Origin of the sequence: Algoriphagus sp. SE2 (genome assembly GCF_039563885.1) — a bacterium.
Lineage (GTDB): Bacteria > Bacteroidota > Bacteroidia > Cytophagales > Cyclobacteriaceae > Algoriphagus.
The window spans coordinates 424,815-451,694 of the sequence record NZ_JBCLWJ010000002.1 but is presented as its reverse complement, the minus strand read 5'-3'; the positions used below and the strand labels follow the sequence as shown (position 1 = coordinate 451,694).

The window sequence follows — 26,880 nt, the reverse complement described above, 5'->3', positions numbered from 1 at the left end:
GATGGGAGATTATTTTCTTCTAAGTTCCAATTCAGAAACTTTACCATTTGCATCCAGACGGATATCTGAGATGAAATTCAGGTTTTTCTTGGTGTCTTTCAGATACTCAAGATATTTTTTGATGGTGGTTGGCTCGTCATAATCCTTAATTCCGTTTTCTTCGTGAATTACAATCAAAACTGGAGTTTCCTGATTAGAAAACATAGAAAGTGTTTCCTGAATAGACTGATTGGCCATGGAAGTATTTGAAGAGCTAGCAACACTATTGAAATAGTTCTCCAGTTTCTCTGCAGCTACTTCTTCAGCAGAAGCAACCGGTGCTGGAGGAGGTGCTTGTTCTACTGTTTCAACAGGTGCCGGCGCAGGAGCTGGTTCTACAACCTTCTTTTTACTCTTACATGCACCAAGAGCCAAAAGACATACGAGGGCAATAATCAGAGAGCGGTTGATCGAAAAAGAGAATAACTTTTCTTTCATTTTTGGGGTTTGATTAAATTAATAAGGTTTTTTTGGAATTGCTGAGTAGGAAATTCCTTTTCGGCAAAATTTGATACAAAGTAAATAAAAACAGATGATTAAAAGACAAATGTCGTACCAAATCCCAAATCCTTTTTGTTAATAAATCGAAAGTCCTTTTTGACGGCATCATTATTTGCTTAATGGTTTGCCGAAAGTTTGAACTCCAAAATCAAATACTTTATAAAAAGGCCTGGATTTCTGTAAAACTTAAAAATAGATCCAGTCATTGAACTGTTTGCAATAGGCTCGCAACACCTCCAAACTTAGTTAAATCCATCTTGACTTTTTGAAGATTTTTGGCTCTAGATTTATTGAAAATATTGCTTAAAACCTTCAAAAATACCCAATATTAGGTATTTCTTCTTACTTATTTATGCCCTTTATTTGTATAGCGTTAAGTTTTAAATCGGGCGAAAGCCAAAAAAAGAGCCGTGGGATTCCCGCGGCTTTTCGTTTTATTTGAATGAATTATTTTTTTGATTCTAAGAAATCAATCCTTGCTAAGTAAGCTTAAAATATAATTTGATTGAGCCTCAGAAGTAAAATACATATCAAAATATCTTTTGCCTCCTTTGGCAACTTTTTTATGAAGTTGGGATCATTTACAACTTTCTCTAAAATCAGTGGATATTCTTTGGATTTAGTGAAGTATTGAATTTCCTTTCAATCCTCATGTTTTTTGGGCAAGTCTATATGGAATCGAAAAGAAAGCACAAAGGAGCTAAAATTAAAATATTCAGCTTACCGCCAACTAACAGCTCCCTTTACATCAGGGTTGTTTAATGAAATAAAGGATTTAGCGTCAGCTCTGAGATTTTTTTTGGAGGATATTTATCTTATTTAATTCATTATCGAACCCAAAATTATTTCCATCTGATCGGGGTATAAACCTTCTTTTAAACTCTATGGAAGGATTGGCTTTACAGCCCTAATAAATTCAGATCTTCTTTGTTTAGTCTAAGGTTCTTTTTATAAGGTACTTCCGGAAAAAAACACATAGTTGGAATGCTGATACCTATCCATTCTTTTTTGTAGGCTGGCCTAGAGTTTAAATCATAAATCTCCCTTGCTTAATCCTTTGGCTTTAATAGTTTGATCAAATTAATACAAAACAGTTTAAAGTATTGGGTAATGAGGATTGATGGGTTTTACTTTCTCTTGATTATAGCTTCCCTAATCAAGTAATTTATTGGTTACAAAATAAAGATCGCATAATTCATATAATTCCTGATTTACTCAAACAGGACCATGATTGTCAATACTCCCTATTTTCCCTTCTACTTTAAAAATAAAACCTCTATTGTTGAACTTATCAAAATTTTAGATTGGCGACTTTGCTTAACTTAAAACATAATAGGAAGAATAAAAATTAGGAATCTTAAGCAATTTGATTTCCTTCATGCAGTTTTATATTTTCTGACAACAATGACCTTTATTACGATGTACACAAAACCTAAACCTAACATAATGGATAAGGCTAAATAAGGATCTGGCATTCCTTGAGGTTGGATAAAGGCAAAAAAGTTTATAGCCATTTGAATTAGTGCATAAATAATTGCAATTATTACATGATCCATTTTGCCTTCATTTGCCAGCAATTGATATAAGTGCTTTCGGTGTGGCTCGAATACTTTTTCTTTATTTTTTATTCGTTCCGCAAGTGTGGTAAAAGAATCTGCACCGTAGACCAAAACCATTAATATCACAGTCCATGATCCTGAATAAAGAAACCATTTTCCCATAAAATAAATCATAAGATAAGCCAAGGAAATACTTCCTATATCCCCGGCAAACATGATAGCTTTCTTACGGAAGTTAAAAAGTAGAAATACACATAAAGCCAAAATTTCATACTGCAACAATTCCCGATCAAAAATTGGCATAAACGCATTTACTGCAAGTAAGCTACCGAAAAACACTAAACCATATAAACCTGTAATCCCATTGATTCCGTCCATAAAATTCACGGAATTGATAACGCCTAGACCCACAAAATAAATCAACGGAAGGAAGTACCAATCAACTTGTTGGAATAAATCCAAATCATGAAAAGCCATACTTAAGGCTAAGAATTGAACCCCCATCCTGAATTTAGAAGAAAGTGAATAAATATCATCTAGAAGACTGATGGCTGATATCCATACAATACCCAAAACCATCCAGGTATTTTGAAAGTCATAGACCATCCACCAAAAAATAATTGCCACAGGAAATAGAATACCTCCACCTCTAACGGTAACATGTTGGTGAGAACTTCTATGATTTGGAATATCCGTAATATTGAATTTAATCGCCAAACGTTGATAGACCAGCGCACACAATAAAAGGATAAGGAAAATTATAATATGGGATAATATCATACAGAATAGTATGTCATCTAATTCAAATCGTATTAATAAATATTATGTTCAACTAGCTCCATGCCTTCAAGATAATTTAGGACAAGTTCGGCTTTTGGAGCAATTATTAAACCAATGCCATTAAAAAATCGATAAAATCATTTGCTTTTTTGGGCATTTCACCTGATCCATTCACTGGTACATCTGGCTTAAATTGGTCTTCAAAGCCTCTGCAATTTATAAGTGTATATCCTTTGGAATTACCATTACCAGATTTGGATTGCCTGTAAAACCCTTGGTGAACAGTGTCTTTAGCCCATAGGGATATTTCTTTATGATTGTAGGAAAGCACCCCAAAAGGATTGGAAGCTAACATATAATCTAAGCCATGATCGACATCCATATTAGTCTGCCAATTTTTATTATACTTAAAAATAATATATCCTTCATGAAGATTACCATCAAGCAATCGCTCTCCTTTACTTTCTAAAACTTCTACCTCTACTACCATGGGTAATTCCTTTGGAAGATCTTTATCCAATTTAAATTCCTGAGCATAATAGGAATCTTGGCCGTTGTACTTATACTCCGAATTAAAAGCCACTCCAGGAATTCTATCTGTGATCTTGATCAAGTATTCTTCTCCATTTATCTTTAACCTGTCCCCTACCTGTAATGATCTGACTACATTGGGTCTGGGTTCCAAGCCTAGTTTTTCCCAATTGATAACATTTCGCAACATCCCTGGAATAGGCACACCTTGGACATTATAGCTTCTTGACATCAAAAATTTCTCACCAACTGAAGGGATGGGATGTATATAATGGGAAACATCCTGATTGGTACTCTCCAAACTATCTCCATTGTATCTATTATGGTAGTTTTGAATAAATGTTTTGGGAGGAAGCAAGAAGGTCATTCCTTCTACATAAACAATATTGGAGCTATTACCCATTCCTTGGAAAGTATTTTCAATCTGGTTAAAACTACCTTCATTGACCATGACAGCGTTTTTTGAGAACTTTAATTGCTTCTTAAAGTACGTGGGTGGATCCACTTGTTTTAAGTTACAATTGTCCATAATTACTTGTAAGCCTCCCCCGTTATTTGCCTTCAATTCTTGCCAAATAACACCTTCAAAATTGACATTTTTCTGAATAAGGATTAAGTCATCCTCTTGACCGCCTGAATATAAGAGTCCAAACTCCATATCTGTATTGGAATTAATTAAGGCAATTAATCCTGATTGATTTTTATCAGACGAGTTTTTAAAAATACCACGATAAAAAGGTTGAATTTCTTGGACAAGTTGTGCAGACTTGAGGTCAACGTTTACAATTGCTACTTTGGAATTCCAAGTATCTAAATCAAACACATAACGATCCTGTTTGACTAAAGGGTCAGGATTCCATTGGTCGAAATTATCCAAGCCGAAACGGATTTCAGAATCTCTTTCAGAAATAATAAATAAGTCCTTCTTAAGCTTTTGGGTACTGTACTCCTTTATTCTATACTTCTTTCCTTTTTGAAGCTTGATGATAGAAACATCTGTGTTCTGAGTGTACTGAATCGCTTTTTCCCAATCGTAATCAAATTCCTCAAGAGTAATAAAGTTGGCCTTTGATAGGTTTTGAGAGGGCTCCAAATTTATTTCTTTAGGTAAAGCTGACGCAATAGCAGATGCTACTCCATTCTTTAAGGATTCCGGAAGATCCTCAATTTTCTCTACTTCGAGGTCAAAGGAAAGATTCGAAATATTAATGCGATATTTCATAGATAAAAGAATTAAATAGGAAAATTCAACAAGACTACTAGTCAATCATTCTTTTCAATTCCCTCCTAAGTTGTGGAAGGAAGCTTTAGAATGAAAGTCAGACTCAAATAATTACACCCTCTTTCAATTTAAAAATGAATTCACAAGGAAGCGAACATCCGTTAAAAAAAAAATTAGACGAAAATTCTCCTAATATTATTTAAGATTCTAAAATAATCTGTCCCTTTTGAGAAAATTCAATTATTAGCTTGCAATATTTCATTAAGCTGAACTTTGAAATTCTCTTGACTAAAATATTCTCCAAATGGCTTGATTGGTTCACCCTGATTCAATTCGTTATCAATCAGTTTCTTCAGCTTCGTTTTGATTTCGGTCACATCTTCCATATTTGCGATACATCTGTCATCTGTCACAATGTTTCTCAACTCACTTGTCTTTGGAGATAAACAAAAAACAGCTTTATTAATTGATGCTAAAAAAGGAGCCTTTCCTACCAAAATATTACAATAGTAGGGGCCATTTTCCAAAATGATCACAATGTCACTTTGATGAGTCTGTTCATTGGAGGAGCTGGAAAAATCAACCGTATCCAAAAATTTGATATTGAGGGCATCTCCATACATCTCCTTAAATCGAGCGACCTCATTCCCTTTTACTCTTAAAATCAACTCGGTATTTTCAACATATTTTGGATGAGAGTTGATCAATTCACTGTACGCTTTGATTAAGTTTTCTATGTTTCTACCAAACATCAGCGCACCATGGTAAGAAATACTTACCGGCTTTTCTTTGACTCTTACTTTAGTAGGTGCTTTTAGACTGAAAACAGTGGGGTCATATTGATGTGGAAGGGTAAGAAATGGTTTTTTAGAACCATAGAGGTGTTGCAAGTCATGTGACATATAAGAAGCCGTGGAAGTACAAACATGTGCTTGATCCACTACCTTCATCATTTTAGCTAGTCTAAAAAAATCTACCTTCGTTGGCTTCAATTTTGTTCCCACGTACCAGGCAACTGGAAAAGGGTCATGGAAATTAACAATCGCTTTTTTAAGAATCGGTAAATCCAGAGTCGCCAGAATTATTTCATGACCAATCCCTGCGCTCCTGATGAAAATATGATCATATTTTTCATAGTCTATTTTGGCTATAATTTTAGCATACTGCTTGACAAACCACTCTTCTACCAATGAGACATTAAAAAGTCTCCAATACAATTTATTTGCAAGCCGGACCAACATAGGTGCAGAAGCATTTACTCGGTACTCTTCAAGATGATCCACTGGAAGTAAATCCAGTTTATCAACAGAGTCCTCAGATTTTATGTAATGAACATCGATCAAGGATTCAGGATATGCCTTTCTAAGCTTACCCAAAAATGATCTAGAAATTATTCCTTGGCTAGTTCCGGAAACCCTTAAATCTTGCTCAATGATAAGAAACTTCATTTTTCAAACTATTAAAAAGAATCCATCAAGATGAATTCTTTAACTTTTAATTTTAATTATTAACGATTTATTTCGCTCTATTTGTTTGGCTAAACAAACTAGCCTTCAAAAAAAGAAGTGTTGATCCATTGCCAAACAAAAAAGCTATTGTCGTTTTGACCATTTTTATAATTCTTCCATTCAAAATCCAATTCATTTTTCTCAATCCATGGATTTGTCTTTAGTTTACTAATTCTGTCTTCAACAAAATCGGACAAAGGCCCTCCAATCCATTCCCGCTGAGGGGTTTGCAAGGGTCTTTTTGGAGCCAATGCAATATTTTCAAGCGCTTTCTTTACCAATTGTCGTGGCAACCACTTTCCTTGATCCTCTTTGATTTTCATCTCCCTTTTTTGAGCAAACGCCATTTCTACTAGTCGATAATCCAAAAACGGTTCTCTCAATTCAGTACTATGCATCATACTTACTCGATCATTAAACCGAAGTGCTCTAGGGATTTTGGTGTAGTACAAATCCCTATACTGCTTGTTTTGCAGTGGATTATTGAATGGCGCTGGATAGCTTATTTCTCTTGCTCTGGCGCATAGCTCTGGAGAAAACACATGGGGACGAGTCAACGAGCTTTTAATCCCCTGTACTAACGCTTGGGAATCACTTCGATAATAATCATAGCCTGCCCAAGCCTCATCCATTCCCTGTCCATCTAATAAAACCAAAAAGCCTTTTTGCCTAGCTTTTTCAAAAATTTTAGAATAAGCTATGGTAGGAAACCCTCCGAATGGTTCGTCTTGGAAATAGGCAACTTTTTCTATTAATTCCGGAACCTCTGATTGTGATAAAAGGACAGGATTTAGTGGACTCTTAGTTTTAGAAATTAAATCCTTGACCCAAGGTAATTCATCATAACGATCATCTCCAGTGTAGAAAGTAAAAGCCTCGATATTTTGCATTTCGCCTTCTTTGATTTTAGAAATCATGGCCAGGAGGATCGAGGAATCCAACCCGCCACTCACGTTAAAACCAACAGGAACATCCGATCTAAATCTTAATTGGATCGAATTAAGTAACAATTCCAAATATTCCTCTTGAAGCTTCTTTTCATCATCAAAAACCGGCTGATCCTTCACCCGATCTACAAAGTCATAGTACTGCTTAATCAGAGGTCTATGATCCCCTACCCTTATAGTAAGACTATGCCCAGGAGCTAATTGATGAATGTCTTTGAAAAATGTTTCTTCAGGATATCCATAACTTCCATGTACGAAATAATCAGCCCAAACTTCCTCATTAAGTGTTTGGTTGACCCCAGCTGCAAATAAGGTTTTAATCTCACTTGCAAATAAAAATTGGGTCTGAAACATCGAATAATAAAAGGGCTTGACTCCAAATCGATCTCTTGCTGCAAAAAGCTGTTTTTCTTGAATATCCCAAATCGAAAAAGCAAACATACCATTGAGATAATAGATCATTTTATCTCCATACTTGATATACATTGCCAGTAGAACTTCTGTGTCAGATTTTGTTCTGAATCGGTAATCCAAAGATTGCTTTAACTCTAGATAGTTATAAATCTCTCCATTGAAAACAATGACAAATCGCCCGCAATTGCTGATGAAGGGTTGGTTTGCCGCCTCAGATAAGTCCAAAATAGAAAGCCTGTTGTGTCCTAAGCAAACTTCTTCGCCAGACCAGATTCCTTTGGCATCAGGCCCCCGATGTGTTTGCTTTTCAAGCATTCTAGCCAGGAGTGTTTCATTTTCAGGATTTCTCCCAACAATACCAGCTATTCCGCACATTCAATTATGTTTTTATAAGTTACTTCAGCTTTATCCCAATCATCTTGAGTATCCAAATTGGCATAATAGGATTTATTGGATAGCAACCCCACAGTTTTACCTCCTACAAGAACTTTATTTTCCCTAATGAGTGACACCTTCGAAATATAGACTGAACCATCTCTGTGGTATGCCATTGGTAGTTCCTGTCTTCTTGGAATCAATGTAGCTTCACCTGTGGCAATAGACAAGCTCCCTTCCCCATCCATTTTAAACGTCCAATGGGGATTATATTCATGAGGTACTTCCAACACCGAAATAAGAGAATCTGCTTTGGTGGCGATAAATTTCTGAATACAACTATCTATAAATTCTTTTGGTCGGAATGGGCTGGTAGGTTGCAACAAACAAACCGCCTCGAAAGTCTCTCCATTTTGTTCAAAAAAATCCAAGGCATGCAGCACCACATCTATTGATGGGGTTCGATCTTGAGCCAACTCTTTAGGCCGCAAAAAAGGGACTTCCCCTCCATATTTCTTTGCAATCTCCGATATCTTTTCCCCATCCGTACTCACTGCTACTTTTGTCAGATTTTTAGAGGCAAGGCCATCTTTGATGGAATAGGCAATTAAAGGTTGGTGACCAAGTATTCTAATATTTTTACCGGGAATGCCTTTTGACCCTTCTCTTGCTGGGATCAGACCTAGTATTCTCATTAAAAGGTAATGGTTTTATGAAAAATCAACGGGAGTTCAGATAAGTGCTGCGCTATTTTCACACCGGCGTCTCCATTTCCATAGATAGTAGAAATTTTTGGTTTTGGAGAATTTTCAATTTCATTCAATGCCTGAAGAATTTCCACCCGAGAATAACCAACGTCTTTGACATTATTTCCTCTTTCTCTACTGTTTTGTCGGGAACCAATATTCACGACAGGTACCCCCATAAACGCACATTCTCTTATTCCTACGGAACTATTTCCAATAAGGCCTTTGCTGGAATAAAGAAGCTTTAAGAAATCCTGAGGCTCCATATTTTTAAAGAAATGAAAATTGTCCAGATCATGTGTTTCCCTGAAAGATCTGATTCCTGTACTAGTTCCATCAGCTCCTGCATCGACATTTGGCCAAAACCAAAATACGGGTTGATTTAAACTATACATTGCATGGAGTGTTTCCTCGATATGAAATCTGGAGTTACCAACTTCTGTCGTCACAGGATGTTGCATGACTACCCAATAACCTTTGGAATAATCCATTACTTTTCCAACTCCTCCATATTTTTGGATCGGATTAAAATCCAACTTGGGATTCTGCTTTATTTCATCCGCTAAGTCTATACTCGGACAGCCCGTATTGAAGACATAAGATGGATTCTCTCCCAGTTTCACGACTCTTTGATAGGCATCTTCGGATGCTACGAAATGGTAATCTGATAATTTTGTAATAGCATGCCTTACTTTTTCATCAATATTCCCGGTTACTTCACCACCTTGAATATGTGCCAAAGGGATATTCATATAACTGGCAGAAATTGCTGTGGCCATGGTTTCAAATCTATCCGCCACAGTGACCACAATATCTGGGTTCAGGTTATCGAAAACGGTGGAAAGCTCCAAAATACCTATCCCAGTTGTTTTTGCTGCAGCAGTCAAGTTTTCTCCTTCTAATACATTGAAAACTTTTGCAGAGATCTTGAAACCATCTTTTTCAATATTATTCACAGCATTTCCATAGCGGTCCAACAAAGCAGAAGCCGCTACTACCAACTGTAATTCTAATTCAGGATGATTATTGATCGCAGCCAAGGCCGTCTTAATCCTCGAATAGGAAGGGCGTGCAGTGATTACAACACAGATTTTTCTTTTCATGAGTCGGGCTTAAGATCTTCCATATTCAGAAAATCCCATTTATCTAAATTTCTATTTAACTCTTTTCCAATGACAATTTGGTATTGAGAGGCGGGGATTCCTTTATCCCCAGGTTTTTTGGATTCTAAATCATCTGCTGTCAGTTGATGTCCTTTAGATAAAGATTTATTGACTGCCAAGGATTTTCCGAACATCACTTTTAAATCAGCATATTTCTGATTTTCAGATTTTATCACTGGATTCCTTAAAGCAATTTGAATTTGCTTAATCCCCTCACAAAGAACCTTCGTCTGATCGATGCTAATACTAGCAGGGGAATCAGGGCCAAATTGTCTCTTATCAAAGACCACGTGAAATTCAAAATGTTCTGCTCCCAAAGAGGCTGCAGCGAGGCAAGCATAAATATCACCACTGTGATCTGAAAACCCAACAGGCACCTGATACCGCTCTTTTAATTCAGCCATCACATTTAAACCCCATTGATCGGGTTTTGTGGGGTAAGCAGTAGTACATTGTAAAATACTAAGTGCATTTCCGAAGGGCCTTAAAAACTCAAAGGTTTTGTCCAGTTCCTCCAATGAACTCATCCCTGAACTCAGCATAATTGGTTTGCCGGTACGGGCAATTTTTTCTAACATTAAAAAATTTCCAATTTCTCCTGAACCTATTTTGTAGGATTCTACCTGAATGGATTCTAGTAAATCAACTGCTGCATTACTGAAAGGGGAAGAAATGAATTTCAGTTTTTTCTCTTCACAATGTGCTTTAAGCTCTTTCCATTGTTCCGGAGTAAATTCCATTCTTTTCCAATAGTCAAAACGAGTATCGTCCTGCTTGGAAAACTTTACCCGAAAAGGTTCAAAACTAGAAGATTCTGCCTCTGCAATATGGGTTTGAAATTTTACTGCATCTACACCTGTTTCAGCTAACGCATCAATAAAGGCATGCGCATTTCCCAAGCTTCCATCATGAGCTTGGCCTATTTCTGCAATTATCATCTATCGAATTAAAATAAATACTCCTCCTTCATCAAACACATTTCCAGACCTTGTTTGGTATGTAACCTTGTATACATAGTTCCCATTCGGTGCAGGTTTACCATTTAGTGTACCATCCCATCCTAAATCTTCCAAGGAATCGGAAAAGTAGATTAGTTCTCCCCAAGTGTTAAATACATAAAAATCAAGACTGGCAATTCCTCTATGCATCGGCTTATAATATTGGTTTTTGACACCATCTGGAGTGAATGCATTTGGCATCATCAACAAATAATCATCTTTCACATCCACCAAAATTGAATAGATACTTTGACAACCAATGGAGTCCGTTGTTTTCAATGTTACAGTATATGTGCCTTTTTTGGAATAGGTGTGGCTTGGGTTCTGTGTTGTGCTAGTTGCTCCATCTCCAAAATCCCACTCCCAAATTATTACTTCTCCACTGGAAAAATCTTCAAAATCAACATTTTCAAGTATTTGAATATCTCCATTGCTAACAATGATTCCATTCCCTTGATCTGCATGGTATTCAAAGTTGGATTGTAACAATTCTTCAGAAATTCTCACTAGGATTCGTTGTGATTCAGTCCAACATCCAGAACCTTTCCTAGAAGCACTTACTTCATAATTCCCGGAAACATTAACAGCACTCACTTGATCTCCTACCAATGCATTACCCAGTGGGTTAATAATATTGTATTCATATACAGAAGGATTATAGCCTTCAATGTAATTAGTCAAATCCACTGTTCCATTTGGATCACAAACAATAGAAGGGTTAGAAACCCGTAAATTCGGGAATGGGCTCACTGTTACTTCTGCTTTTTTAGGTATGGCTCCACAGACTCCTACTCCACTAACCATGGCATAATATTCATAAGGTTGATCCATGGAAGGCAATCCTGAAATTGTCATTTCACCCTGTGAATCAATTGTATATGTAACTCCATTGACTACTCCAGGCTGCAACGGGTTATTCATTTCCTCATCAAAGAACCAAGTGAATACAGGAGAGTTAATATTACTTGGAACTTCTGGAGTCAAGACAGCATCTTGCCCTTCACAAATTTGTTGATCTTCCAGACTTATCTCGGTAGGTGCTTCTACTAAATCCAATGGTTCAGATAATGTGATAGTACAGCCTAAAGCATCCGTGATTTCAAAGACATATACCCCTTTACCAATTCCAGATAAAATCACATCCCCATTTTGATCGGAAGTTTGGGTACCCTGACTAATTCCATCTTTAATTACTTCCACTGAATAGGAAACCAATCCGCCCGATATAGCAAGCGCAATAGATCCATTGGACAAATCACATGTTGGATTTACTATATCGGTAATTTCACCTTCCAATGGACTATCCGGACCTACTATCTCAATATTATCCAAAGAAATTTCGCAGGTTTCTGGAGTGGAAATAGTTATACTATGAACGCCCTTAGGCACATTTTCAAAGAGGCCATTACTTTGGGAAATTTGTCCATCTAACGTGAAGGTATAATTCCCAGAACCTCCAGTTGCAGTCACTTCTATAGTTCCTCCATCTTCAAAGCAAACTTCATCCGTCTTGACATAGGTGGCGGAGGGGGTGCCATAAACCATGGCTTCCGCTTCAGCCACAAATCCAGTACATACATCATTTCCTACTGCTATTACATAATATTTATAAGGAGTAGCTGACACAGACAATCCCGTAATAGTCAATTCTCCCGTTGAGGAATCAATTTCATATGTAATACCTTGTCCGTTTGGAGTAGCGCTTGAAGGGATTTTTTGACTGGTATTGGCATCAAAATACCATTCAAATGTTGCTCCTGGAGCCTCCGGATCAATGGCTGGGGTGAATACTACCTGTTGCCCTTCACAAACAGCTTGATCATCCACCAAAATCTGGGAAGGTCCATCTACCAATTCAAGGTCGGTAGACACTATTTCACAACCTAGAGCATCTGAAATTTCCAGGGAATATATTCCAGCTCCTAGTCCGTTCAAGACAACCGAGCTTCCGGAATCTTCAATGGTTTGAAGAATGGCGCCGTCTTTGATCACATTGACTTGATATGGCATCCAGCCACCAGTAATAGTTGCTTCTAAAGTTCCATTCAATGCTCCACACCCAGGATCTATACCAATCAGTGGGGTCACTTCCAAGCCCGATTCAGGCCCCTCTATTGTAAATTCCAATTCCTGAGGACAACCTGCAGGAGTGGTCACTTCTACCTGATAAATTCCAGCCGCGAAATTCATCAATTCAAACTCACTTTGTGAAATTGGTGCTGCTGAATTGATGCTGTATAGATAATCAGAATCAGTTCCTGAGAGGAATGTCACTTTTCCATCATCCCCACCAAAACATGAAATAGGTGAAGTTTCCAAAGAAACGTTTGGTACCGCAAATACCTCAACCTCAACTTTTATTTCCTGACCAGTACAAGCCACATAAAAATAGTATTCATATACACCTGCTGGAAGACCATCTATGAGCAACCTAGGATTTAACCAATCTGAATCGTCTACCGTATAGCTCACTCCTGGCAGGCTAGCATCTGGACCCGTCGTGATCAAACCTTGTTGTCCAGCATCCTGATACCAGAAAACCTCAGTAAATGCTGCCGGAGGAAGATTTGGGTCGGGAGCTAAATGAATAGGTCGAATTTCCACTTGCTCTTCTACACAAACATCAATGGGCGGTACAATATCATACACTGGATCTGAAAGAGCTCCTACCTCAAAATCAAAAGAAATAGAACACCCAATGACATCAGTCACGATGGCATAATACGTATCTGGCAATAAGTTACTAGCTCCGGTTAAGTCTCCTTGAACAACTGGTCCATCAATGGCACCTTGATGCCATTCCACCGTATAATCCCCCCAACCTCCACTCACTATCAAGTCTTCGATTGCTCCGTTGGCTAGTCCACAGGAAGCCCGTTCGATGGAGAAATTCGTATTGATGGATATTGGATCCGCAGGTTCTTTCACCTCTATACCATCTAGCCTAGTTATGCAATCCAAATCATCTTTAATGCTTATTTCATAAAGCCCTGCAGGCAGGTCAGTGAAGATGCCATCATTAGTAGAAAAATCCTCAAAATATCCATTGTCACCTGAGAGGCTAAATTCGAAGTCAGCATAATTATTTCCTGGTATTTGAGCTTGAATACTTCCTGAAGATTCACCAAAACAGGTATTGGTGACAATCGGAGGATTCAATTCAGGACCTGGAGTTACTAAAATTTCCGCAGGGATATAGCCCTGATCACAGATTCTGTCTCCAGTCACCAATAAATAATAGATATAAGGGCTTGGATTTGCAGTCAATCCAGTAACTGACAGCTCCATACTCGAACTGACTTCATAAGAAAGGTCACCCACTGTCAACCCATCGGTAATTTGCTGATAGTTTCCAGAAGCATCTTCATAAAACCAGCCATAGGTTGGAGTTCCTGTAGAAGGATCGTTAATATCAATGGAAGCCGTTCCTACCTTTCCCTCACAGATTTCAGAGCCTAGCGTAGTGAAATTAGAAGGCTCATCCCCAGGCACCTCCATAGAAATGCTTGTGTTACACCCTTGTGCATCGATGACTTCGATGGTATAACTTCCTTCTGCAAGATCAGGGATAGCATATGCTCCATCTGAAGTCACAGGAACATCTGATCCATTTACTTTCACCGACTGATAAGGCATGTTACCTCCGCTAACCACAAAATCAATCTGCCCATTTGGAAGTTCACAATAAGCATTATCAATTTGGGCCAGGGTAATCACCAATCCTTCTAAAGGACCGTCTACGATCACTTCCTCCACAGGAGTACTACAACCTAGAGAAGGTGAGTTTCCGTAAATCTGATAAGTCCCTGCAGGTAAATTTGAAAATACTCCTGTCGTATTGTTTCCAATCGGATTTCCGGTTTCATCCATTAAATAATAAGTGACATCCGTAGCTCCTGTAACAGATCCTACTATTTCACCCACGTAACTTAAACACCAATCATCTGTATGGGAAATGGTAAATTCGATAGGTGGATTGACCAAAACAGTTGCTTTTGTAAGCACATCTCCTATGTAGGGACAAAAATTACCTCCAGATTGAGATTGTGAGGCTGCCTCCACATAAAATTCATAAGTGGATGTACCTCCACTATTCTTAAGTCCAGACAAGGTCAATTCTCCAGTTGAAGAAATAGAAACATCCACTGGGTTGCCGCCGATTGTTACAGTGGATCCATTCACCAATGCCCCTCCTGCACGATTGGCATTTTGATACCATAAAAAATTAGGAGTAGCTCCAGATGGATTGTTGGTAGGGTCAATCAGGGGCAAGAAAGATACATCCTCCCCTTCACAAATGGTTTGGTCAGGCACCTCTATATCAACAGGAGTTCCATTTTCTTGGGTTATAGGAATATCTATAAAAACATAACAAGGTCCATCTGGATCATCAACAGGATTCCAAACTTTCAGTGTGTAATTACCAAGGTTTATATTAGTTAATTCAAAAGTAGCGACACCATTTACCAATTGGCTAACGGATCCAACTTGACCTAGCGAAACACCATCAAGAAGCCACTCATATTCAAAATCAGCAACTAAATCACCAACTTTAATATCATAAATTCTTCCATCTGACTGACCATCACAACTAGGGTTTTCAAAAGGGATTTGATCATCTTCTTGAAGCTTAACTGGAGGAGGATTTACAATAAAAGTCAATTTTGCCAGTTCGGATGTTAAACCGTAGTTGTCTGTAATATGATAATTGACAGAAGCCTCCCCTACAAAACCTGGGATTGGATCAAATCTAACGTTTACTATATCTTTAAACTGATCAAAATTATCAGTATCTAAATCTTTTAATTCGGCATAGACAGTACCTGCAAAGTCTCCATTGATATCATAGGCAGGTGCTTCATAATATCTTACATCGCATTTACTTTTACATAGGGATCCATCTAATCCACAAAACATATAATCAGTATCTGGAAGCGAATTGTCTGGAGCAGGTACATTATCAAAAATACTAAACAATTGGATGCAAGTAACAAATGATTCTGTTGTTGCTAAATCAACTTTGAATTCCATTTCAACATCACCATCTCCCTCACAAACTTTCGCAGTTTGATCAAACACTAAGGGCTCATCAATATTTTCAAGGTTTGATACATTTACAGAAACATTAGCTAATTCATGATAATTTGAAAACCCTCCCGTTGCTGCTGTAAACCCAATTTTTAATCTTGGAGGAGCGGGAAATGGGTAATCTATCAATGGAAATGTTATACGCTCAGGTTTTGAATAAGTAGTATGCATTACCAGCATATCTATTTGAATTTTATACCCACTTCCGCTTGGAATCAATTCAATAAATACTTTTCGGTAACCAGGTTGATTACAATCATTGACACTAGTTGATCCATCATGGTCTATTGGGAACCAAAATTGTTTATCGAAAGGAGGAGTAAACGTAATTCCAGGAGAAAATATATCTGGCTTTACGAATTCTTCATTTGTGACAAATCTTTCATAAAACTTAAAATCTTCAGATTCAGGAGCCCTTATTGTGACACTATTTGGAACTCGATATTCCCAATCTGATATATTTTCACCAACTGTTCCTACAGCAAAATTACCCCACTCATCGAAACCAATTCCGACATAACCTCCTTTCTTTCCTTCCTTTCCTGGATCTACCGTTCCATCTGCATTAACAAATGGTGCATATCCTAATGAACCACCAAGCCAACCTATATCTACTGGTTGGTCTGCATCAAACATGAAAAATCCTAATCCGTCAGCGGCAGGGTCATCCCCTCCATAAGTATAATATTCAAATGAAGTTTTAACTCCGAATTGTGAGGAAAATGGTATATCAACAATGACATATCCGTTTTGCCACTCATCATTTTCTGTTAATTGCAGTGAGTACCCTGTTGCTGTAGGAACATAAGTTCCGGTTGCCCCAGTGACATTGTTACGGATATTTCCATTAATAATGGTGTTTTTAAAATCATTAATATCGGTAGTACCCCCAAAAGTTTCACAATAGGGAAATCCTTCTCTTGGAATTGCAATTGGAACCTGGGCTTGAATTGAAGAAATAACAAAAAACTGAATAGCAAAAAAGAAACTGGCCGCTAAAGCAAACAGCTGAATCCCCTTCTGAAAGGAAATTATTACGAGTCTAGCAAGGCCAAGTAAAATTTTTGCCATTTACTTTATTTTATCCATCTATTATTACTCAAAGGTGTGTAAAAACACAGGCTCATGCAATTGATTTCCATGAAATTCAAGCTACAAATTAAGAGTCTTAAAAAGTAAACAAAAACTATGCAACTTAGTAGGAGAAGCAAAAAAACTATGAAGAGCTAACTGTCAGTTCTTTTTCTGAAGTACTTTTGATGGTCGTATACTTCGATTTTAGCTTTAAAAATCTCTTTTCAAAATAATGGTAAGAAAGGTAAGAAACCACTATAGTCAAAACCAAAGATAGAATGGCCAAAGACGCTAACTTTAAACCGTTTGAAACGGGTGAAAATTGAATTAGCGGTACTAATAATAGCACGATTAGCTTGTGATACACATAGATACCATAGGAAAGCTTTCCGATGAAATTAAAAAATTTGTTTTCCAAATTGAGCAAGGGCTTTTTAAGGGTAATGTTGGAAAGGATCAATGAAAGAGTCACCAGAGCCACTAATTGATGATCTATCAACATTGAAAATCTGAATTCCTCTAGTAGCATCACAATCAAAGATATCAATACTATCCATTGGGCGACTTTACTGGTAAAAAATTCCACCATCTTACTTTTTTGATGATAAAGGACTGCACCAATCCCTCCAATACCCATGCAATCAAAACGATTCACTTTTAAAATTGTATAGAAAATATCAGTATCCGTGTATTTGAAAATCACCAAAGCAAACACTTTTAGGCCATAAAATGCAAAAACAAAAATAAATAACTTGGTCAGAATCTTCTTGGTATTTTTAAACAACCAAGGCCAGAAAATATAAAACTGCTCCTCTACACCAATAGACCACAAATGACTGATCGCCATCAGTCCTGTTCCGAGAATAAAAGGAACGTTGGCAAAGAAAGTCAGGTAGTAAAGGAGATCTGTTTGAATAATACTGGTGTCCAGAAAAACATAAAGGCAAACTGCTGAAATAAAAATATAGAGGTAATAAATGGGCCAAATTCGAAGGATTCTTCGAATATAGAAATCCTTGAGTTTAATGGTTCCAGACTTTTTATGCTCCATCAACAACAAACTGGAAATAAGAAATCCACTGAGTGTAAAGAACATGGTCACGCCATAATTAGCGATATCCAGTTCATCTATTTCTAATTGCGGATATATATAGTTAGCCCCAGTGATAATATGTGAAAGAAGGACTGATAAAGCTGCAATCGCTCTAATCCCATTTAACCCTTTGTAATAAAGAACTTTTTTAGAGGAGGCCACTAACAGCTATTTTGGGTAAACACAAACCTAGTTTTTTATAGACTTTTAAATTGAACGGTCAATTCCGGAGCAGGAGGCCTTTTGTCATATTTCATTTTAAAAAGTTTTGAATAGGCCCTGTGTTGAAACGAGTGAATGGATTTCAATTTTAATAATGGTAATTCCAAAAGCTCGGGTTTATGGCCATTTTTCACAATTTTGTCAAACTCGAGATTGTTTTCATCGGTTAATTGGTTCCCCATATGATGAACCCAAGTTTTTAACGTACTCAGCCTCCATGTTCCCAATTCGTTGATTGGCTTATCAATCCAATTTAACTCACTTCCCGATCCGATTTTGATAAAACTTGGTTCCTTGGGCATTCCAAAAAACAATTCTCTTCTAATGGTAAATACTTGGTGACCACTTCCCATTACAGCTTCTACTCCTTCACAGTCCACTACAGGCAATAGCCCATCATAATCAGAATCATAGTTCCAACCATAGGAATCATACACCTCTTTGATCATTTCATGCTCTGCCGTTTCTTTGAATTGAAATCCCAATTCTCCTTTAATAACCGCTTTTTGGGTGGAAGATGAATGATAATACATATGCCGAGCAATTGGAAATGGAGCTACAGATCCTGCTTTGGGAAAAGCCTTAAAAACTTTTTCTACTTCCTCTTGCCAACCATTCCTGAACAAGATATCACTATCGGATAAGGTGATTAGTTCCTCCCTGCATCCCCTAGCAGCCCCCATAATGGCATCAATTTTACCCACATTCTCTTGGTGGGTAATCAAGGTCTCTATTATCCTTTGATCCTGTAAATCCCTCAGCCAACGTTTTACTTGATCACATGACCCGTTATCTACGACGGTAATTGCAGATCTTCCATGCTGCGTCAAATGGACTGATTCAATACATAATCGGTACACATCCATCAAATCTTGGAAGTAGCCAGAAATCTCCGGTATAAACACAGGGATAATGATCCTGTGATGATATTTTTGAGCAATTTTGGAATCTAATTTTGCAGGGTTAATTCCTGTTCTCATGACTTCTCAATTTGTTTGGAATTCATTCCAGAGAATTTGAAATAATTTTTATTCGGTGTCTTCCACCAATTTCCTGACAACTCTGGCAGGTCTTCCCATCACCAAGGTATTGGGAGGCACATCACGAGTCACCAAAGACCCTGCTCCTACCATGGAATTCTCACCTATGGTGCAACCACCCAAAATCACGGATGCAGCACCAATGGAAGCTCCTTTTTTGATGATCGTTCTCTGAAATTCCTCTGGATACTGTTTAGACCGGGGATATTTATCATTGGTAAATGTGACATTTGGACCAATAAAAACATCATCCTCAACGGTCAAACCATCCCATAAGAATACGCCGGATTTCACTGTCACCCGATCTCCAATCAACACATCATTTTCAATAAATGTATGACAATTTATATTACAGTCTTTTCCAATAGTGGCACCTTGCAAAACGACAGCATATTGCCAAATACGGGTATTTTCTCCAATCTTTTCTGTTTGGACGTCAGCTAACGGATGAATCATTGGATTGTACGAATTTCAGGTAGTCAGAATAATCTCTTATGTAATCCTTCTCATTGTATTTTTCACTTGCCAACACCAAGCAAACTGCTCCGGAAGAAAAATTGATTTCCGAAGCCCAAATTCCCGCAGGAATCATTAATCCCAAGTCAGGTCTATTCAATAATACTTGCCTTTTGGAATTCCCATCATCCAATAACACTTCAAAAGCTCCGCTGACAGCAACTAAAAATTGATGGCATTCATAATGAGCATGGGCTCCCCTACTTTCTCCCCCAGGAATATCATATAAATAAAACACTCTTTTGGTTTCAAAAGGCAATTCTTTCAAGTTAGTGACTGGTGTGATATGGCCTTTTCGATCACCTATTTTTGGTAGATATACCAAATTACAGTCCCAAATTGTTTTATTCTCCATTTTTCAGGGTTTGGTACAATTGAAAATCCCTAATATAATCTTCTTTCATGTAATCTGAATCCGATAAATGGAGCGCTACAGAATTGGTTGAAAAATTCTCTAAATGCCTCCAGGTCATCTTTGGCAAGAATAAAGCATGGTAGGATCTATTCAAGGAAGTCCTGGTTTCATTTCCTCGTTCATCCGTAATGACTACATCGAAAGATCCACTTAAAGCGATAATAAGTTCTTGTTGCTTCCTAAATGCATGTCCTCCACGGATTTCTCCACCTGGAACATCATAGGTCCAAAAAACTCGTTTGATTTCAAATGGAACTTGATCAGGGAATTGTAGAAAGGTTAAATTCCCCCTAGGATCGAATATCTGAGGGAGTTTTACTTGCCCATTTTGCTGCATAACGTTAATTAATTTTCAATGGAAGATGGCTCAAACTTTGTCTGGAACCACAATGCCGTAAAGAATATTTGCCTAATAGTAGGATAATATAATTTGGGGTCCTTCTTAAAATTCTCAACAATACCCTTCACATCCAAATAACAATAAGGCCTATAAGAAAACAATTCGGAATGGGGTAAATTTTCAAGCTGTTCTCTCAACAGAGGGTTTTGTAAAATCAATTCATCCCAAGGAACAGATAACCCTACTTTTCTATGCTGAGTGATGTAGTCAGGGAGTTTTTTGCCAATGCTATTCATCAGCAAGTCTTTGCCTTTCCCCTTGATGTGAAAATATTTATCTGGAAGACTTCCTACTCCTACTACTAAATTGGGATCTAAAAATGGATCCCTACACTCGATAGATGCTCCCATGGTAGTACGGTCATTTCTATCATTCAGGGTATAGAGGTGTGTGTGTTGCTCGAGGTATAATAGCTGTCTTAATCGGTTTTTAGGATATACTTTCTTCGCCTCTTCCAAAATCCGAACCCTAAAATCCGGAAGCAAATTAGAAGAAAGAACTCCCAGTTTTTTCAAATCTGCCAGATAAAGCTCATTGGAATTCATGAGAATTTCTGCCTCTCTATTCCCCATTCCCAAATAGCGTTTCATTTTTCTCATTCGGTCATTTTTCAACCACTTGTCAGGAACGAACTGAATCAAATTGAGTAGGTTGTACCTGAGTTCGTTATCATGGACTTTATACCTTACATACCCCCCTAGAATTTCGTCAGCTCCTTCTCCGGAAAGTAAAACTTTCACCTCCGACTTTGCTTTTTCAGATATTCCCAACAAGTGGCCATCCGAGAAATGCATAATTGGCTCATCGTGTTGAAAAATGGATCTAGTGGTCAAATCCACTAGTTGCTCCCGATCAAACTCATAACTATGAAAGTTCGCCCCAAGCTCCTTCGAGAGTTTTCTAGCTAAATGGGACTCATCATGTTCCTTATTGCTAAATGAAATATTCCAGGCACTTAGCTCTTCAAACCCCTGGCTTGCTTGGCTGTATAAGGTGCTACTACTATCCAGGCCTCCACTTAGTAATGTACCTACAGGAACATCAGAAATCATCCTCAAGCGAATGCTGTCATGAAAAGTCTCTTCAAACCATTGGTATGGATTGGAAATTGGGTTTTGGGCTGCTATCTCATTTCCAAGGTGAAACCATCGCTCTGAATGCATTTGGTTTCCTGATTCCTTTAATCGAATTAGGTACCCAGGCAACAGTCGATAAATGTTTTTGAATACTGTATTCTCTCCGGAGGTGTATCGATAAAGGAATAATTCATCGAGCTGTGATTCTTGGATCTCTTTGGCCACTTCACCAGCCCAAAGAGCTTTAATCTCACTAGCAAAGTAAAATCCACGGTGGTTATTGGAATAAAACAAAGGTTTCACACCAAATCTATCCCTCACCAAAATCATTTCCTGGTTTCTTTTATCCAAAAATGAAAAGGCGAAAAACCCATTGAGTCGACTCAAGCAGCCTGTCCCATATTCCATTAATAGGTACAATAAAACTTCAGTATCGGAGGTAGTTTTGAAGTGGTATCCTTTATTTTTCAGCTCTGGGTAAAATGTTTTGTAATTAAAAATCTCTCCGTTAAATACTAAAATGTAATTCCCACAAGGAGATTCAAAGGGCTGGTTTGCCCCTTCACTCAAATCTAAAATGGAAAGTCTTCTATGACCCAGGCCGATTTTACCTTCTGCCCAATGAGAACCTGCATCCGGACCTCTATGAATCAAAGATTCCCGCATCGTAATCAGAGTGGATTCCGAAGCAGGCAACTCTTTATTCCAAAAACCTACAATTCCACACATGTATTGTTAATTATTTTGCATTAAGGTCCTGTATTTATCCGAGATGATTTTCATGTTTTTCTTATAATCAACATGAAGCTCGATATACCTCCTGTTTTCTTCCAACGCCTCATCAACCTGATTTCCTCCTTTTAATACCGATTCTATGGCATCTGCCAATTCTGTTGGTTGACAAGGCGCTACCAAATGTCCATTCTTCCCATTTTTTATAAAAGCCTGATTGGCAGGAAGGTCAGTTACAATGGGATAACATCCCGAAGCCATCGCTTCAAATAATGAACTGGAAACTCCTTCTGTAGTAGGAACAGCAATGTAATAGCGGCATAAATCCATTAGTTCCGGTAACTGATCATTTGGAACATGCCCTTTTAAAATAAGCCTGTCTTGTAACTGGTATTTATGGATTAAGGATTGTACTTCAGGTTTTTCAGGCCCATCACCTACCATATATCCTTTAATATAAATATACCGATCTTGTAAGATCTTGACTGCCTCCACTATATCAATGTGCCGATACAAATCATAGAGGGATCTGGTCACAATAAAGGAAGGTGACAAGTCCTTCTTATCGGGACATCGGTATCTGGATAAATCAATCCCTTTCGGCAATACCATAATTTTGTAGGGACTAGCCCCTGATTCCAACATGGCATAGGTCATGACGTTTCCCCAAGCATGGACTAAATCTGCTTTTTTATAAGCAAAGCGTTGAAGAAAACTTTTATAAAAACCTGAGAATCCACCCTCAGGATAAACATCGGTAATTCCCTGTTGAGCAACTACTCTCTTTTTGGTATGAACGAATAATGCAAAAAAACCATAGCTGGTCGCACGTTCCGCCAAAACCAGATCGTAAGGTTTAGAGAATCGGGTCAAAAGCAGCTTCCCAAAAAAACCAAATGCTGCAATCATTCTCAAAACCCTCGAATTCCCTTTTGGTAATTCCCTTGTTTCTAATTTTACTCCCAAGTTTGCTTCAACTCCCTTCATCCAGCTAATGGCATCCGCTCGGTAGGTTTCTCCTAGAAATAAAATTCTCATGAAATAATTGACGTTTTTTTCAAAAAGTCCAGCACACTTGTTGGCTTCCAATTTAGTTCATTAATTGCCTTTTGGGTATCAAAAGTCAGGGTACTTGAAAGCTTTTTTACTTTCAAAGAATTAATAGGAAAGAAGGGAAAAAGGTCACCTATTTTTGCTGCAATCCGAATAGGTAAGTCAGGTATGGTTTTCACATTATATCCAAATTGAGACGCTATGGAAGAATCAATTTCCGATAAACTGGCAGGAATAGGATCACATAAATGATAAACACCTGGTTTTTTGCTTTCTAATTGACTGATCAAATTAGCTACATCTTCTGCCAAAACCATGGACTTTTGGTTCAGCCCTTTCCCTATCCTGAAATAAATCTTTTTCTTGATTGCCTTTGCAATAGCAGAAAGATTACCTGGAGGATTTTTACCAACCACCAGGGGGAGTCTAAAAATAAAAGTCTTTACTTTATTTTTTTCAGCCCATTGTAAAATTAGGTTTTCCGCTTCAATTTTACTTTTTCCATAAGGAGTATCAGCTTTCAACGGAGCCGATTCTTTGATGAATTCTCCTTTATCTAAACCATAAACAGCGACAGTACTGATGTAAACAAAGACTTTAGGAATTTCTTTTAGACTCCTTAAAAGTTTCTCTGTTCCACCCACATTAATATCAAAAAATGACTGTTTTTCAGATTCGGTTTTTGGGATAAAATGTGCTGGACTCGCAGCATGGATTACCCAATCTACTGAGGGGATCGTTGGCAAGTCTTTACTTAAGTCAGCCTTAAGCATATTTTTTTTTGATCTACCTATGGTTATGATTTCATGATCTTTTTGGAGCGCCTTGAAAATATAGGTCCCTAAAAAGCCTGTTCCCCCCGTTAATAAAATCCTCATTGATATACCTCTTCAATCCCCTTGAGCATTTTTCTGGCTAGGAAATCTGCATCAAATTCCTTTTTCGCTATTTCCATGCTTCTTGATCCCATTTCCTCCAAAACCGCTCGATGGTCTTTTAAATAGACCAACAATTCAGCTAATTGGACAGGATCATTTGGTGAGAGTGTAAAGCCAATTTTATTCTTTTCTAAAAAATCCTTCATCCAACCTTGGGTATTTTGAATTACAGGTACTCCAGCAGATAACGATTCAAAAAACTTATTGGGAGAAGAAGTATCCAAAACCCGGGTTCCTTTCAATGGAACCAAGGAAACAATGGCATGTTGAATGAGAGGAACCAATTTATATTTTGGAATTAACCCCAATCTGATGATGGTTTTTAACCCTTCACTTAGAATCGCTTGATCGATCAATTCCCTTTGTTGCCCTTCACCAATCATTAAGATTTGAATATCCTCAATCCCTCTTTCTTGAAGAATTCTTGCGGCATCCAATAACCAAATCGAATTATTAACTACTCCAATGTTCCCTGTGTAAATGGCATAATGATAGGGCTTGACCGGCGCATCTTCAGGAAAATCGACAGGTGTAGCAAACAGGGATATATTCGCTGCATTGGTTACTGAAATCACTTTAGTTTGAGGGGATTTTTCCAAAACCTCAGATTTCATACCTTCTGAAAGTGCGACCACTAAACTGGATGATTTATAACAAAACTTCTCAAAGGCAAGCGAAAACTTCTTAAGCAAAGGATTTTTGATGATGCCTAGCTCAATAGCTCCATCTGGCCATAAATCCCGAACCTCAAAAACTAATTTCCTACCTCTAATATACTTAGCCAATAAACCAGGAAGTCCCACAGTGATTGGTCCACTGGATGCAATTACAATTTCACAAGAATAAGTAATGGCGTACCAACATGAGATAAAGGAATAGGCTAAAAATGAAAATATCCTTTTCAGGAAGGGCTGCCTATTATCAATTCTTACATTGATAATTATTACTTTAACTCCTTCAAAATATTTTGTATCAATAAACTTATTGGCAGAAATATCAGACTTGGAATAAACACTGGTTACCACAGTCACTTGGTGTCCTTCTTTTACCCATTCTTTGGTAAACTCATGGACTCTTGTACCCCAAGAACCCTTTGAAGTAGCAAAATACTGATAGAAATAAAGAATGTTCATGCTTTTCCCTCTTCCAAAAAAGTCACAAACTGCTTGAGTTTTCCTGATTTGGCGCGATCTATTTTATCTACTTTCTTTACGGTCAGTTTCAATCCTTTTTCTATATAGATTTCAAATGCTTCCTCCACAGCCTTGGTGATGGCCTGATCTAATTCCTTATCCATAACCAAGTCAACTTCAAAAGTATCCCTAGCCAGTTGCCTGACTTGGTATTCGTTTAGATATCCCAAAGAGGCTGTAAGATGTTTGGAAATATAATACAATGTGAAACCTGGGGCTTTTCTACCGGAAGGAAGAACAATGGTATCATTCAAGCGTCCATTAAGTTGAGTTAACTCATCTTGGATTGAATATTTATCCTTTTTGAAAGCACCTAAATCCCCCACTTCATACCTGATAAAAGGCATTGCCTTGTTGTAAATATTGGTAAAAATTAACTTACCTCCTTTTTCAGGATTCAGAATCTGATCATTTTCATTTGCCACTTCTGCAATTACCGTTTCTGAAGAAAGCCTTCTTTTTCCCTCAAGGTCAGTCATTGCAAGAAACTCCAACTCAGAGGCTCCATATTCATTATAAACAGGGAGTCCAAATTGAGACTCTAGAAACCTTTTGTCTTCTTCCGTGCATTGCTCCGAAGTCACGATGGTTCCTTTTAAGCTTGGACAAATATCCTTGAGAATTATTCCTTTTTTCTGAAGATATCGGGCAAAAAACAATTGGGAATTGGTATATCCATAGGTATAGACAAACTTTTTAGCTTTGAAATTCTGGATATAAAACTCCATATTTTGATCAGAAAAATCAAAAACTATAAACCTATACCGGTTCATCAGTTTATCCTTTAGCCTTTCCTTATGATACTGGGGAAAACCTAATGGAATGCCGTAAAATCTTGCTTGAAAATCATTTTGCGAAAACCCGATTTTCTGGTATCGATCCACAATCAATGCCCAAGTCATACTATGGCAAAATTTATCCTTGGCAAATTTTAAAGGAATTCCAGAAGAACCTGAAGTATTTCCAAAGTGAAGGTCTTTTTTGGCTAATCCTTGACTCAGCTTCTCACTAAAATCCACTTGAATATCCTTTTTCTTTACAATCGGTAAATCTTCCCATCTTTCTGGAAAATGGTTACCTACCAGTTTTTTATAAAGTTGATTATGCTCAAAGTGGAACTTAGCAGTTTCCCATGCTTTTTTATTTCTCCAATCTTCAAATTGGTCTTTTGATAAGGATTGGATAGTCGCCAATTCTTTTTGTGCAGCTTCAATAGGATATCCCTGAAACTTTAATAAATCAAGAATATTCAACATC

At 37.6% G+C, this 26,880-nt stretch carries 19 protein-coding genes; all 19 read right to left on the bottom strand.

The features are described 5' to 3' along the window. Positions 1–9: 9 nt before the first annotated feature. The 19 genes from AAGF08_RS03975 to AAGF08_RS03885 all read right to left on the bottom strand — a co-directional run bounded on the left by AAGF08_RS03975 (position 10) and on the right by AAGF08_RS03885 (position 26,879). The gene (locus AAGF08_RS03975; RefSeq protein WP_343509728.1) at positions 10–477 is read right to left on the bottom strand and encodes a nucleoid-structuring protein H-NS; all 468 of its coding nucleotides are present in this window, start codon (positions 475–477) and stop codon (positions 10–12) included. A gap of 1,439 nt (positions 478–1,916) precedes the next feature. Continuing rightward, positions 1,917–2,879, bottom strand: a complete 963-nt coding sequence (locus tag AAGF08_RS03970; protein ID WP_343509727.1) for a glycosyltransferase family 4 protein — start codon at positions 2,877–2,879, stop codon at positions 1,917–1,919. Positions 2,880–2,985: 106 nt separating this feature from the next. Next, positions 2,986–4,632: a hypothetical protein gene (locus AAGF08_RS03965; RefSeq protein WP_343509726.1), complete on the bottom strand. Its 1,647-nt coding sequence runs from the start codon at positions 4,630–4,632 to the stop codon at positions 2,986–2,988. Between the two features lie 236 nt (positions 4,633–4,868). Further along, positions 4,869–6,080 (bottom strand): hypothetical protein, encoded by a 1,212-nt coding sequence (locus AAGF08_RS03960; protein ID WP_343509725.1) that lies wholly within the window; start codon positions 6,078–6,080, stop codon positions 4,869–4,871. Between the two features lie 98 nt (positions 6,081–6,178). Then, complete coding sequence (gene asnB, locus AAGF08_RS03955; protein WP_343509724.1) at positions 6,179–7,876, bottom strand: asparagine synthase (glutamine-hydrolyzing); 1,698 nt, start codon at positions 7,874–7,876, stop codon at positions 6,179–6,181. Continuing rightward, positions 7,864–8,571 (bottom strand): acylneuraminate cytidylyltransferase family protein, encoded by a 708-nt coding sequence (locus AAGF08_RS03950; RefSeq protein ID WP_343509723.1) that lies wholly within the window; start codon positions 8,569–8,571, stop codon positions 7,864–7,866. Before AAGF08_RS03950 ends, asnB (AAGF08_RS03955) begins: the two co-directional genes overlap by 13 nt. Next, positions 8,571–9,725: a UDP-N-acetylglucosamine 2-epimerase gene (neuC, locus tag AAGF08_RS03945; protein ID WP_343509722.1), complete on the bottom strand. Its 1,155-nt coding sequence runs from the start codon at positions 9,723–9,725 to the stop codon at positions 8,571–8,573. Before neuC ends, AAGF08_RS03950 begins: the two co-directional genes overlap by 1 nt. Then, positions 9,722–10,723, bottom strand: coding sequence for an N-acetylneuraminate synthase family protein (locus tag AAGF08_RS03940; protein WP_343509721.1), 1,002 nt, complete (start codon positions 10,721–10,723; stop codon positions 9,722–9,724). The genes neuC and AAGF08_RS03940 overlap by 4 nt, the downstream gene beginning before the upstream one ends. Beyond that, entirely contained in the window at positions 10,724–16,942 is a 6,219-nt protein-coding gene (locus tag AAGF08_RS03935; RefSeq protein WP_343509720.1) for a PKD domain-containing protein, read from the bottom strand. A gap of 145 nt (positions 16,943–17,087) precedes the next feature. Beyond that, positions 17,088–18,200, bottom strand: coding sequence for an acyltransferase (locus AAGF08_RS03930; RefSeq protein WP_343509718.1), 1,113 nt, complete (start codon positions 18,198–18,200; stop codon positions 17,088–17,090). A gap of 35 nt (positions 18,201–18,235) precedes the next feature. Continuing rightward, the gene (locus AAGF08_RS03925) at positions 18,236–19,240 is read right to left on the bottom strand and encodes a glycosyltransferase family A protein (protein WP_343509717.1); all 1,005 of its coding nucleotides are present in this window, start codon (positions 19,238–19,240) and stop codon (positions 18,236–18,238) included. Positions 19,241–19,288: 48 nt separating this feature from the next. Next, positions 19,289–19,756, bottom strand: a complete 468-nt coding sequence (locus AAGF08_RS03920; protein WP_343509716.1) for an acyltransferase — start codon at positions 19,754–19,756, stop codon at positions 19,289–19,291. Further along, positions 19,737–20,171: an FdtA/QdtA family cupin domain-containing protein gene (locus AAGF08_RS03915; protein WP_343509715.1), complete on the bottom strand. Its 435-nt coding sequence runs from the start codon at positions 20,169–20,171 to the stop codon at positions 19,737–19,739. Before AAGF08_RS03915 ends, AAGF08_RS03920 begins: the two co-directional genes overlap by 20 nt. Beyond that, positions 20,161–20,568 carry an FdtA/QdtA family cupin domain-containing protein gene (locus tag AAGF08_RS03910; RefSeq protein WP_343509714.1) on the bottom strand — a complete coding sequence of 136 codons (408 nt, stop codon included), beginning with the start codon at positions 20,566–20,568 and terminating at the stop codon, positions 20,161–20,163. Before AAGF08_RS03910 ends, AAGF08_RS03915 begins: the two co-directional genes overlap by 11 nt. Before the next feature lie 8 nt (positions 20,569–20,576). Then, positions 20,577–22,436: an asparagine synthase (glutamine-hydrolyzing) gene (gene asnB, locus AAGF08_RS03905; RefSeq protein ID WP_343509713.1), complete on the bottom strand. Its 1,860-nt coding sequence runs from the start codon at positions 22,434–22,436 to the stop codon at positions 20,577–20,579. A 6-nt stretch (positions 22,437–22,442) separates the two neighbouring features. Beyond that, positions 22,443–23,477 carry a glycosyltransferase gene (locus AAGF08_RS03900; RefSeq protein WP_343509712.1) on the bottom strand — a complete coding sequence of 345 codons (1,035 nt, stop codon included), beginning with the start codon at positions 23,475–23,477 and terminating at the stop codon, positions 22,443–22,445. Continuing rightward, positions 23,474–24,370: an NAD(P)-dependent oxidoreductase gene (locus tag AAGF08_RS03895; RefSeq protein WP_343509711.1), complete on the bottom strand. Its 897-nt coding sequence runs from the start codon at positions 24,368–24,370 to the stop codon at positions 23,474–23,476. Before AAGF08_RS03895 ends, AAGF08_RS03900 begins: the two co-directional genes overlap by 4 nt. Continuing rightward, a complete protein-coding gene (locus AAGF08_RS03890) occupies positions 24,367–25,563 on the bottom strand; it encodes a glycosyltransferase family 4 protein (protein WP_343509710.1) in 1,197 nt (398 codons plus the stop codon). The genes AAGF08_RS03895 and AAGF08_RS03890 overlap by 4 nt, the downstream gene beginning before the upstream one ends. Beyond that, positions 25,560–26,879 (bottom strand): phenylacetate--CoA ligase family protein, encoded by a 1,320-nt coding sequence (locus AAGF08_RS03885; protein WP_343509709.1) that lies wholly within the window; start codon positions 26,877–26,879, stop codon positions 25,560–25,562. Before AAGF08_RS03885 ends, AAGF08_RS03890 begins: the two co-directional genes overlap by 4 nt. Position 26,880 lies beyond the last annotated feature (1 nt).